At 70.2% G+C, this 11,818-nt stretch carries 9 protein-coding genes; 6 read left to right on the plus strand and 3 right to left on the minus strand.

Going from position 1 to position 11,818, the window contains the following annotated elements; genetic code table 11:
* Positions 1-160: 160 nt before the first annotated feature.
* The 5 genes from BO221_RS53075 (at position 161) to BO221_RS38780 (ending at position 5,794) form a co-directional block, all read left to right on the plus strand.
* Positions 161-2,695, plus strand: coding sequence for an ATP-binding protein (locus BO221_RS53075; protein WP_158079989.1), 2,535 nt, complete (start codon positions 161-163; stop codon positions 2,693-2,695).
* A 404-nt stretch (positions 2,696-3,099) separates the two neighbouring features.
* Positions 3,100-3,951 carry an HAD family hydrolase gene (locus BO221_RS38765; RefSeq protein ID WP_073565881.1) on the plus strand — a complete coding sequence of 284 codons (852 nt, stop codon included), beginning with the start codon at positions 3,100-3,102 and terminating at the stop codon, positions 3,949-3,951.
* Positions 3,952-3,959: 8 nt separating this feature from the next.
* Positions 3,960-4,457, plus strand: coding sequence for a hypothetical protein (locus tag BO221_RS38770; RefSeq protein WP_073565882.1), 498 nt, complete (start codon positions 3,960-3,962; stop codon positions 4,455-4,457).
* A 39-nt stretch (positions 4,458-4,496) separates the two neighbouring features.
* Positions 4,497-5,462: a hypothetical protein gene (locus BO221_RS38775; RefSeq protein ID WP_143195931.1), complete on the plus strand. Its 966-nt coding sequence runs from the start codon at positions 4,497-4,499 to the stop codon at positions 5,460-5,462.
* Between the two features lie 5 nt (positions 5,463-5,467).
* The gene (locus BO221_RS38780; protein WP_073565884.1) at positions 5,468-5,794 is read left to right on the plus strand and encodes a hypothetical protein; all 327 of its coding nucleotides are present in this window, start codon (positions 5,468-5,470) and stop codon (positions 5,792-5,794) included.
* 126 nt (positions 5,795-5,920) lie between these two features.
* Here the strand turns inward: BO221_RS38780 and atpA are convergent, their stop codons facing one another.
* The 3 genes from atpA to atpH all read right to left on the minus strand — a co-directional run bounded on the left by atpA (position 5,921) and on the right by atpH (position 9,794).
* Positions 5,921-7,468, minus strand: coding sequence for a F0F1 ATP synthase subunit alpha (gene atpA / locus BO221_RS38785; RefSeq protein ID WP_073565885.1), 1,548 nt, complete (start codon positions 7,466-7,468; stop codon positions 5,921-5,923).
* A 165-nt stretch (positions 7,469-7,633) separates the two neighbouring features.
* Entirely contained in the window at positions 7,634-9,076 is a 1,443-nt protein-coding gene (locus BO221_RS38790) for a PAS domain-containing sensor histidine kinase (RefSeq protein WP_233166453.1), read from the minus strand.
* Between the two features lie 172 nt (positions 9,077-9,248).
* The gene (gene atpH, locus BO221_RS38795) at positions 9,249-9,794 is read right to left on the minus strand and encodes an ATP synthase F1 subunit delta (RefSeq protein WP_073565886.1); all 546 of its coding nucleotides are present in this window, start codon (positions 9,792-9,794) and stop codon (positions 9,249-9,251) included.
* A 159-nt stretch (positions 9,795-9,953) separates the two neighbouring features.
* Between atpH and BO221_RS38800 the strand changes: the two genes are divergently transcribed.
* On the plus strand, positions 9,954-11,774 hold the full coding sequence (locus BO221_RS38800; protein WP_073565887.1) for an Hsp70 family protein: 1,821 nt from the start codon (positions 9,954-9,956) through the stop codon (positions 11,772-11,774).
* The last annotated feature ends 44 nt before the right edge of the window (positions 11,775-11,818 follow it).

The raw sequence follows: 11,818 nt of genomic DNA on the forward strand, positions 1-11,818 counted from the left end.
GAGCAGGGCGCGCAGTGGACGGCCTGGGGGGGATGGGCATGGGCCGGGTGGGCTCCTGGGTTCTGGGATGGAGGGCCTCCGCGCGAGCCCGGGCAGGGGCGGCCAGGCATGGGACGTGCCTGACTGGCAGTCCGCTGGATTGACGAGGGAGAGGCCGACCGTGACGAGGGTGACTGCCAGGCCCGCCGTCCTGCTGGTGGACGACCACCCCACCAACCTCCTGGCGCTCGAGGGGGTGTTGGAGCCGCTCCAGGTGCGCACGACGCAGGCCACGTCCGGGGAGCAGGCGTTGAGGTGTCTGCTCCGGGAGGACTTCGCCGTCATCGTCCTGGACGCGGTGATGCCGGGGATGGATGGCTTCGAGACGGCCCGGCTCATCCGCCAGCGGGCGCGGCACCGGGACACGCCCATCATCCTCATCTCGGCCTACCAGAAGGACGAGTCCTCCATCGTCCGGGGCTACGTGGAGGGGGCGGTGGACTACCTCACCAAGCCCTTCGAGCCGGAGGTGCTGCGCGCCAAGGTGACGCTCTTCGTGGGCCTGTTCGAGAAGGACCGGGAGCTCAAGGAGCGGGCGGCCCGGCTGCGCGAGGAGCAGGCCGAGTTGCTGGCGCGCGAGCATGCGGCGCTCCTGGAAGCAGCCGTCCAGCGGGCGCGGCTTCACGGCGTCTTCACGCAGGCCCCCGTGGCCATCGCCCTGTTGCAGGGGCCCGTGCACGTCTACACCTATGTCAATCCGCTCTACCTGCGGCTCGTCGGGCAAGGGGACATCCTCGGCAAGCCCGCGCGCGAGGCCCATCCGGAGATCGACGGGCAGCACGTCTTCGAGCTGATGGACCATGTCTTCCGCACGGGCGAGCCGGTGGCGGGCAAGGCGATTCCCATCCATCAGGGAGGGCGGGAGACGGCCTTCTTCGACTTCGTGTACCAGCCGCTGCGCGACGGCGTGGGGCGCGTGGAGGGCATCCTCGTGTGCGCCAGCGAGGTGACGACGCAGATGCGCGCCCGGCTGAAGGCGGAGGAGCTGTCGGCGAGCCTGCGGAGCCAGCACGAGGCCCTGCAGAAGAGCGAGGAGCGCTTCCGCTCCCTCATGCATGCCGTCTCGCAGATTGTGTGGACGACGGACGCCGAGGGCCGTGTCTCCGCGGACTCGCCCAGCTGGAGGGCCTTCACCGGCCAGCCGCGGGAGAAGTACCTCGACGGGCGCTACGGCTGGTTGGAGTGCATCCACCCCGAGGACCGGGGGCGGACGGTCCGGCAGTGGGTGGAGGCGCTGCGGCTGCGGAAGGTGTTCGAGGCCGAGCACCGGTTGCGCCGGCATGACGGGACGTACCGGACCATGTCCGTGAGGGGCGTGCCGGTGGCGACGGAGGATGGGCAGGTGCGCGAGTGGGTGGGCATCCACATCGACATCACCGAGCAGCGGCGCTCCGAGGAGTCCGCCTCCTTCCTCGCCCGTGCGAGCGCGGTGCTGTCCTCCTCCCTGGACTACGAGGCCACCCTGGCCCACGTGGCCCGGCTGGTGGTGCCCACGCTGGCGGACTGGTGCGCGGTGGACCTGCTGACGGCGGACGGCGGCCTCGAGCGGGTCGCGGCGGCCCACCGCGAGCCGGAGATGGTGGCGCGGGTGTACGAGGTGCTGCGCCACTTCGAGCTGGACTGGAATGCGTCCCGCGGCCTGGCCAGGGTGCTGCGCACCGGCGAGCCGGAGTGGCTGCCCACCGTCCCGGAGTCCTTCTTCGGCGCGGGCGCGCGGGACGAGCACCAGACGCGGCTGCTGCACGAGCTCGGCCTCGCCTCCTACGTGTGCGTGCCGCTGCTCAGCCGGGGACGGATTCTCGGGGCGCTCACGCTCGTCTATGCCCGGGGCCGGGAGTATGACGAGTGGACGCTGCGGCTGGCGGAGGACCTGGCGCGCCGCGCCGCCAGCTCGGTGGACAACGCCCGGCTCTTCCGCGAGGCGAAGGAGGCCGTGCAGGTGCGCGACGAGTTCCTCTCCATCGCCTCGCACGAGCTGAAGACGCCCCTGACGCCGCTGCGCCTCAAGCTGCACTCGCTGCGCAGGTCCGCCCGGGTCGCGGGGGATGGGGCCATGGACAGCCGGGCGCTGCTCGCGCACCTGGACGCCGCCGAGCGGCAGGTGTCCCGGCTCTCGCGCCTCATCGACAGCCTGTTGGATGTTTCGCGGATTGGCGCCGGCAAGCTCGAGCTCGACTGGGAGGACGTGGACCTGGTGGAGGTGGTGCGCGAGGTGGTGGGCCGCTTCGAGCCCCAGGCCACCAAGGCCGGCTGCCGCGTCACGCTGAGCGCCCCGGGGCCCGTCGTCGGCCGGTGGGACCGGCTGCGGTTGGACCAGGTCGTGACGAACCTGCTCACCAACGCGCTCAAGTACGGGGCCGGCAAGCCCGTGGAGCTCTCCGTGTCCACGCAAGCGGGGCACGCCGTGCTGCTGGTGCGGGACCAGGGCATCGGCATCGACCCGGGCAACCTCTCGCGCATCTTCGAGCGCTTCGAGCGCGCCGTGTCCCAGCGCCATTACGGAGGATTGGGCCTGGGCCTCTACATCACCCGCACCATCGTCCAGGCGCTCGGCGGCACCATCGAGGCGCGCAGCACCCCGGGCGAGGGCTCCACCTTCAGCGTGTCGCTGCCGGGCGTGTATGCCGAGCGCGCCCTGCGGACACCCGCGTCATGAGCGAAGAGGGAAGGGGCCGAAAAAGTTGAGGCGGCGCGCCCGGGGAGGGGAACCGGACGCGCCGCCCCCGCCGCCCCCGCACCCATGAGGTGCCAGGCGGAAGTGCAGCCCTACTGCATGAATGCACCGGTGGCCTTCCCAGGGGACCGCCGGAGCCTGACGGCGCCTACCTCGCGCCGACACTTTCGGTTGTACTCGGAGGGTCTGACATCCCCGTGGGCCCCAGCGTCTCCCCGGCGCCAGGGCCCACGGTTCCTCCGCCGACCGCGACTCCCTTCTACACGGAGGGTCTGACACGCCCGCGCCACCAGTGGTTCCACCCTCGGGCTGACGCGCCCCGGCTTGATTCCGGGGGGGGCGGGAGCCTATTTCCTACCTCCTGCGACAGAGAGGGGCTCAGGACGATGGCGATTCGATGTGTGGTGCTGGATTTCGACGGGACGTTCACCGACGCGGCGGCGGAAGGCGCGCCCTTCGTCCAGCACTTCCGCCGGCGCCTGTCCGAGGAACTCGGCCGGGATGTGATGGAGGCGGGGTGGGCGGACGTGGAGGCCGGGGTGCTGGCCAGCAACGAGGAGCACGGCTGGGAGGTGGGAGGCCGCATCGTGGCGCCGGCCACGGCGGACCCGTACCTGCTGGCCAACTTCGTGGCGCGGCGGCTGTGTGACCGGCTCGGGGTGATGCAGGACAAGGCCCAGCGCGCGGCGCTGTTGGACACGCTCTACCGCGAGGCGTACGCGCAGGTGGGCATGGCCTTCAAGCCCGAGGCGAAAGAGGTGCTGGAGGCGTTGCTGGACACGGGGCTGCCGGTGCACGTGGTCACCAACGCGCACACGGCCACGGTGGAGGCGAAGCTGACGAAGCTCGCCCCGCGCGGCCGCGAGCGGCTGCATGTCTCGGGGGATGCGCGCAAGTTCCTCATCGAGCCGTCCTCCACGGAGGACGCCATCTTCTCCGCCGTGCCGGAGACGATGCAGGTGGAGGCGCTGGTGCGTCCCGTCCACCTGCGGCGGGGCCGCTACTACGATGCGCTGCGCCGCATCTGGAACGAGACGGACACCTCGCCGGAGACGACGCTGGTGGCCGGAGACATCTACGAGCTGGACCTGGCGATGCCCGCGGCGCTCGGCGCCCACGTGCAGCTGGTGCAGCGCGCCAACACGCTCGAGTACGAGCGCCGCGCCATCTCCGCGCTCGGCTCGCGCGGCGGCATGGACCCGAGCCTGCGCGCCATCCTCCCGCGCCTGCGCGGCTGAGGCACGTGATGCGCGCGTGCCTCGTTCTTCTCGTGGGCGCTTTCGCGAGCGCCTGCGCCACGCCGGGGGCGACGCGCGAGCCCGCCGAGTTCAAGAAGTGGCCCTCCAAGCCGGAGGGTTGTGCGTTCGACTTCTTCGAGGAGGGCGTCGAGCCCTCGGAGCCCTCGCGTCCCTACGAGGTGCTGGGCACGCTGACCCTCGACGGCAACCAGTGGATGGGGCAGGTGGGGCGCGTCGAGGCACTGCGTGAGACGGCGTGCAAGGCCGGGGCGGACGCCGTCCTGCTCTCCCGTCCCTTCGAGCGGGGTTTTGGCAAGCAGGTCATCCGCTCCTACGACGTGCGCTTCGCCGTCTACACGGACGTGCCCCCTCCGCCCGAGGTCCAGGCCGAGCGCGAGGCGGCCCGCGAGAAGCCGCCCCCGCCACGTTCACCGGACACCGTTCTGGTTCCCGCCCCCTCCTGGACGGAGGACGTGGAGGGCACCGCTGTCATCAAGAAGCAGTAGGCTGGTGGGGTCGACTCCATACCGACGGAGGAGGAGCCCATGAGAGGGATGCGAGGAGGGGCGCGGACCCTGGCGGGTGTATCGCTGGCGCTCGCACTGATGCTGCCGGCGGGCTGCAAGACACCGGGTAGCTTCCGCGAGCCCGTGGCCCGTTTCCAGGAGGGCAGCACCGAGGCCAGTACCGCGCTCGGCCGGTACTACTCGGAGCTCAACCGCTTCGAGCGTGACCTCTATCTCGACGAGCGGCTGTACGACACCTCCCTGGAGGTGTTCGCCAGTGACGCCGCGGGGCGGCCCACGCCCCTGGTGGGCAAGCTCTTCTCCCCCGAGTCCATCCAGGCCCGCATGGACGCCATTGCCCTGCTCGGCGTCTACGCCGAGCGGCTGGCCACCCTCGCGGGCGCGGAGAACCCCGGCAAGCTGTCCGAGGGCTCCCAGGCCCTGGGCACGCAGCTCGGTACCCTGGGCAAGCAGATGGAGTCGCTGGCGGGCAGGGGAGATGCCTCGGCCAGCCGGTACGTGGAGCCGGTGACGACGCTCGTGGGCGTGGCCACCTCGCTCTTCCTCGAAGCCCGGCAGGCCGCGGCCCTCCAGAAGGGCATCGAGCAGGGCGCACCCCAGGTGAACGCCATCCTCGACCTGCTCGAGTCGGACCTCGTGGAAGTGCTCGGGCCCCAGCGTCTCACCGGGGCGAAGCAGGCCCTCGCCTCCCGGGTCATGTTCTACAACCTGAACCGCGAGAAGCTCTCCCTCGCCGAGCGCCGTGCCGTGCTCGACGACATCCGCCGCGCCTCCGATACCTACGAGGCCCTCGTGGTGGCCCAGCCCGTGGAGATGGCCCGCGCCCTGCGCGATGCCCACGAGGCCCTCCTCCTCTTCGCCCGCTCCGAGCGCAAGGTGGAGTCCTTCGAGGAGCTCTCCGCCGCCATGCAGTCCTTCCAGGGCCGTGTGCAGACCGCCGCCGCCGCCGTCCAGCGCATCAGCGAGCCTCCCAAGAAGGAGTAAGCCCCATGCTCTTCGACACCCAGACGTTGACCCGCATCGTCGAGCGCAGCTTCGAGTTGTCGATGAGTGGTGCCCTGCCCGCAGAGACCCGTGCCCAGTACCTGGCTCATGGCAAGCGTCTGCGCGAGCTGCTCATGCAACTGCTCGGCGCCCGCTTCGACGCCAACTCCGCCGAGTTCAAGCAGGCCACCGACTCCATGCACAACACCAACCACGCCCTCGCCGAGGCCGCCGATGAGCTGAACAAGGTCACCCAGGCCGTGGCCCGGTTGACCGAGCTCGCCGGGTATCTGGACAAGGCGCTCGGGGTCGCGAAACGGGTCGTCTCGTAGCAACCCGTGGCACGTGGCACCCTCACCCTGTCCCTCTCCCGGGGGGGCGAGGGGATATTGAAAACACGAAGCCCCGCGTTCCTTTCGGAGCGCGGGGCCTTGTGAGGCTTCAGCTCGGGGCGTTGATCAGATCTTCGCGCCCGCCGTCGCCTGGAACACCTCGTTGAACTCGGCGATGCACTTGTTCAGCGCCGTCTTGATGTCCGCCGTCAGCTCGCGCTTGGCCGCGATGTCCTTGGCGACCTGCGGGTGGCGGCCATCCGAGAACTCGATGAACTCGCGCATCCAGCGCACCACGTCGGACACCGGAACCTGGCGGATCCACCCGCGCTTGTTCGCGTCCTCGCGGTTGGTCGCCGCGTACAGCTGCATCACCTGCTTCTCGACCGGCATCGGCTCGTACTGGCCCTGCTTCAGCACCTCCACCAGGCGGGCGCCGCGCGCCAGCGTCTCCTGCGTCGCCTTGTCGAGGTCCGAGCCGAACTGCGCGAACGCCGCCAGCTCTCGGTACTGCGCCAGGTCCAGCTTCAGCGTACCGGCCACCTGCTTCATGGCCTTGATCTGCGCCGCGCTTCCCACGCGCGACACCGAGAGGCCCACGTTGATGGCGGGACGCACACCGGCGAAGAACAGGTCCGTCTCGAGGAAGATCTGCCCGTCGGTGATGGAGATGACGTTCGTCGGGATGTAGGCCGACACGTCACCGGCCTGCGTCTCGATGATGGGGAGCGCGGTCAGCGAGCCGGCGCCCTCCTCGTCGGACAGCTTCGCGGCGCGCTCCAGCAGGCGGCTGTGGATGAAGAACACGTCGCCCGGGTAAGCCTCGCGGCCCGGCGGACGGCGCAGCAGCAGCGACAGCTGACGGTACGCCACGGCCTGCTTGGACAGGTCGTCGTACACGATGAGCGAGTGCATCTTGTTGTCGCGGAAGTACTCGCCGATGGCCACGCCGGCGTACGGGGCGAAGAACTGCATCGGCGCGGGGTCCGAGGCGTTCGCCGTCACCACCACCGTGTACTCCATGGCGCCCGCGCGCGTCAGCTTCTCCACCACCTGGGCCACCGTGGACTGCTTCTGGCCGATGGCCACGTACACGCAGTAAACGTTCAGGCCCTTCTGGTTGATGATGGCGTCGATGGCCACCGCCGTCTTGCCCGTCTGGCGGTCACCGATGATGAGCTCGCGCTGACCGCGGCCGATCGGAACCAGCGCGTCCAGGGCCTTGATGCCCGTCTGCAGGGGCTCGTGCACGCTCTTGCGCTTCACGATACCGGGCGCCTTCACCTCCAGGCGGCGCGTCTCGGTGGACGTGATGGGACCCTTGCCATCCAGCGGCTCGCCCAGGGGGCTCACCACGCGGCCCAGCAGTCCCTTGCCCACGGGCACGGAGGCGATCTGCGAGGTGCGCTTCACCAGGTCACCCTCGCGGATGTCCTTGAAGTCACCCATGATGGCGATACCGACGTTGTCCTCCTCGAGGTTGAGCACCAGGCCCTTCACCCCGTTGGAGAACTCCACCAGCTCGCCCGACAGCACACCCTCGAGGCCGTAGACACGGGCGATACCGTCGCCCACGGAGAGCACGGTCCCGGTCTCGGCGATGGTGACCTTCTTGCCGTAGTCCTTGATCTGCTCGCGGATGATTCTGCTGATCTCGTCGGCGCGGATTTCCATCTTGCGTCCTTGCACAGGGGCGGCCGGTGGGAATGCCGCCAGAGAAACCTATATGGCGGGGCCCCCTTACCACGCGTACCCCCCCACCGCAACGCGCAAGGGCCCTCGTGGGCACCGGTTGTCATCGGCGCTGTAAGCGACACTGGAGGGGAGGGGGTTTCCCTCTCAGGAGCCCGGGGCGTGCCGGGGCAGCCACACGATGAAACGCGTGCCCAGCCCCACTCCGGACTCCACCGAGATGCGGCCCCCATGGGCCACTACGATCTGCCGGGCGATGTAGAGGCCCAGCCCCAGCCCATCGCCACTGGCGCGCTTGCCCCGCTTGAAGGGCTCGAACAACGTCGCCCGCTCCTCCAACGGCACCGGCGGACCCTCGTTGCGCACCGTCAGGGTGATGCCGTCCGGCACCCCCACCGCCTTCACCTCCACCGGCGTGTCCTCGGGGCTGTGCTGCACGGCGTTGCCCACCAGGTTGTCCAGCAGCTGGCCGAGCCTCGACTCGTCCCAGCTCCCCCGCAGGTCTCCCTCGGATTTGGAGACGATCAGCCGCGCGGGGTGCGACGCCTGGAACTCCTCCACCACCCGCTCCAGCAGCTTGTCGAGCGTCAGCGGCGCCGGCCGCACCGGAATCCCCCCGGCCAGCCGCGCCCGCGTGAAATCCAGCAGCTCGTGGATCATCCGCTCCATGCGCCGCGCCGCCGTGGACACGTGCGTCACCTGACGGGCCTGGGTCTCGCTCAACCCACCGCCGCGCTGGAGCGCGCCCACGCTGAGCTGGATGGCGTAGAGGGGGGTGCGGAGATCATGGCCCACCACCCCCAGCAACTGCTCGCGGAAGGTGTCGGCCCGGGCCGCGGCCTCCTCGGCGGCCTTGCGCGCGCTGATGTCCCATACGGCCGTCATCCGCACGCTGCGTCCGCAGAACTCCACCGGCCGTCCCAGCACCTCCAGGAAGAGGCGCTTGCCGTCGGCGCGCAGCCCCGTCAGCTCGTACGGGGACTCCACCTGCCGGGACACGGCCCGCTGCACCGCCTCGCGGGACTCGGGCGCCACCCAGCGCGCCAACGGCTGGCCCACCATCTCCTCCGCCGGGCTACCGAAGAGGTTGGCCAGCGCGGGGCTCACGTCCAGGACGATGCCCGCGTCATGCAGGAAGTAGCCGTCACACGAGACGGCGACGAGGCCGCGCAGCCGCTCCTCGCTCTCGCGCAGCGCCTGCTCCCGCTCCACGCGCTCCGTCTCGTCCTCCATCATCAGCCCCACGCCCGAGCGCATTCCGCCCGAGGACGCCGGGAGCACCGTGACCCGGAAGTGCCGCACGTGGGTATTCGAGAGGAATCCCGGCTGGCCCGACACCCGCGCGCCCGACACCTGCTCGCCGGCCAGGGCACGCTGGAGCAGGGGCGTCAGCTCCTTGGCCATCCCGGGCCAGACCTCGCCCGCGGTGCGGCCCTCGTACGCGCTGCCGGGCAGTCCGCTCAGGGTCATCAGCGCGGTGCTGACGAAGCGGAACCGCAGCTCCTTGTCGAGGAAGGCCAGTCCAATACCCGACGCATGGAGTAGCGCCCCGAAGCACTGCTGGGCCTCCTCGGAAAAAGAAGGGGCCATAGGGGCGGCATGAGAGCGGTGGAGGACGGGCTGCGCCATGGTGGAGGACACGGGCTGGGACCCGTGTGGTCACACCATAGCCTTTCCCTGGCCCCCTGGGAATACCGGGCTTGCCGGGAAGTGGGGAGGAGCCGACAACTCGGCTTCCTCGGGAGTCCAGCAAGCGAGACGGCTAGCGCTGCTTCAGCTCGCGGCGAAGCTGCTCGAGCTGGGTGCGCAGGGTGCCGTCATAGAGGGTGCTGCCCACCTGGGCGGCGACACCACCGAGGACGGAGGGGTCCACGCGGGCTTCCAGCACCACGTTGCGCTGGGTGAGCTGCTTGAGGGTGCCGGCCAGCGACTGGAGGGTGTCGTTGGACAGGGGGATGGCGCTGGTGACGTGGCCGCGCACGCGGCCGGCCTGGGCGTCCACCATGTCCCGGTAGAGGCGGGCGATGTCCGGCAGGTAGCCGAGCCGGTTGCGGTCCACCAGCAGACGCATGGTGTTGGCCAGCACGGGCTCCACCTGGCCGAGCGCCTTGAGGAGCGACTCCACCACGCGGGCGCGCTGCTCGCGGGTGTAGGCCGGGTTGAACAGCACGTCCGCCAGCTCGCGGCTCTGGCCGACGGCGCTGGAGAGGGTAGTGAGCTGCTCCGACACGGCATCGGCGCGGCCAGCTTCAGTGGCGACATCGAGGAGCGCGCGGGCGTAACGGCGGGCGATTGACACGTTCACCATGGCGCGGCGGCCCTTAGCACGCCCCCCGGCCGGGGGCAACGCCGGGCCGTGTTCCCCTTACGGAGTCTCCAATAAGTTCCCCTGGGGCTGTACCCGCCGGGGAGGTCCACCAGGGGACTCCGGGTCCGCGCTTCTCCGGCGTATCATGTACTTCCTTCAATGCGCGACCCCGTCATCGGCATCGATCTGGGCACCACCAACAGCGCCGTGGCCTCCGTGGAGGAGGGCCGGCCTCGCATCATCCCCTCACGCGCGGGAGGCCGGCTGACCCCCTCCGTGGTGGGACTCACCCCCAAGCTGGCCGAGCGCGTGGTGGGCACCAAGGCCCAGGAGCTCGCGAAGGAGCACCCCGACTGCGTGGTGTGGGCCACCAAGCGCTTCATCGGGCGGCGCTTCACCCCGGAGCTGGTCCAGCAGGCCAAAGCGGTGGTGCCCTACCAGCTGGCGGGCGGCAACACCGGAGACGTGCGCGTGAAGATGGCCGGGCGCACCGTGCCAGTCACCCAGGTGTCCGCGATGATTCTGGGTGAGCTCAAGCTGGATGCCGAGGCCTTCTTCGGGCGCGGGGTGAGCAAGTGCGTCATCACCGTTCCGGCCAACTTCGATGACAGCCAGCGCCAGGCCACCCGCGAGGCGGCCACCATCGCCGGGCTGGACGCCATCCGCCTCATCAACGAGCCCACCGCCGCGGCGCTCGCCTACGGGCTGTCGCGTGGCTTCCAGGGCCATGCGCTCGTGTTCGACCTGGGCGGCGGCACCTTCGATGTCACCGTCCTGGAGATTACGGACGGCGTCTACGAGGTGAAGGCCACCGGAGGAGACCCGGCGCTGGGCGGCGAGGACTTCGACCTCAAGATCGTCGAATGGCTGCTGGCGCAGGTGGACGACAACCACCGCGAGCTGGTGCACCGGGACGTGGTGTCCATGCACAAGCTGAAGGTGGCCGCCGAGCAGGCCAAGCGCGAGCTGACGGAGTACGAGGAGACGCTCATCTCCCTGGACGGGCTGGGGGACCACACCCAGCCGGCGCGCAAGCTGACGGGCCTGGAGACGGCGCTGACGCGGAGCTTCTTCGAGCAGCTGTGTGAGCCGCTGTCCAAGCGGTGCCTCTCGGTGTGCGAGTCGGTGATGAAGGAAGCGGGGATGGACCCGCACTCCGTGGACACGGTGCTGCTGGTGGGCGGCATGACGCGCGTGCCGTTGATCCGCCGGCTGGTGACGGACTTCTTCGGCAAGGCGCCCTCCACCGAGGTCAACCCGGACGAGGCGGTGGCGCTGGGCGCGGCCATCCACGCGGACGAGCTGGCGCGGCAGTCGGGCGCCGCGCTGCTGCTGGACGTGGTGGGCAACTCGCTGGGCGTGGGCGTGATGGGCGGGAGGGTGAAGCACCTCATTCCCCGGAACAGCTCGGTGCCGGTGGTGGCCAAGGACGTCTTCCACCCGGGCCGTCACGGACAGACGGAGGCTCGCATCCCCATCTTCCAGGGCGAGAGCGAGATGCAGGATGAGAACCGCAAGCTGGGCGAGGTGGTGCTGCGCAACCTCCAGGGCGCCTCGCGCTCGGACACGCCGCTGGAGGTGACGTTCGAGCTGTCCAACGAGGGCACGCTGTCGGTGCGCGCCACGGACCTGAAGTCGGGGCTGAGCGAGGCGGTGAAGCTGGAGGCGCGTCCCCACCTGCCGGGCCAGGAGGCCGAGCGGCTCGTGAAGGAGCAGGCCGCCTACGCGCAGAGGCAGGCGCAGGCGGACGCGAAGAAGACGGAGGAGACGTTCCGCAAGCTGCTGGAGCGTGGCGAGAAGCTGGCCAAGCTGCTGCAGCGCTCCGCCGAGGAGAATCCCAGTGACGAGGCGGACGCGGCGATGATCAACGTCCGCTCGCTGCTGGCCACCGGCTACTCGGCCCTGGAGGGCCGCGACGCCGAGCAGTGCGCCCAGGTGGCGCGCCAGCTCACCCAGTTGCTCTCCGGCCGCCGGGATTGAGCCCAATCTCCCCTCTCCCACCGGGAGAGGGACGGGGTGAGGGT

Source organism: Archangium sp. Cb G35 (assembly GCF_001896145.1).
Lineage (GTDB): Bacteria > Myxococcota > Myxococcia > Myxococcales > Myxococcaceae > Archangium > Archangium violaceum.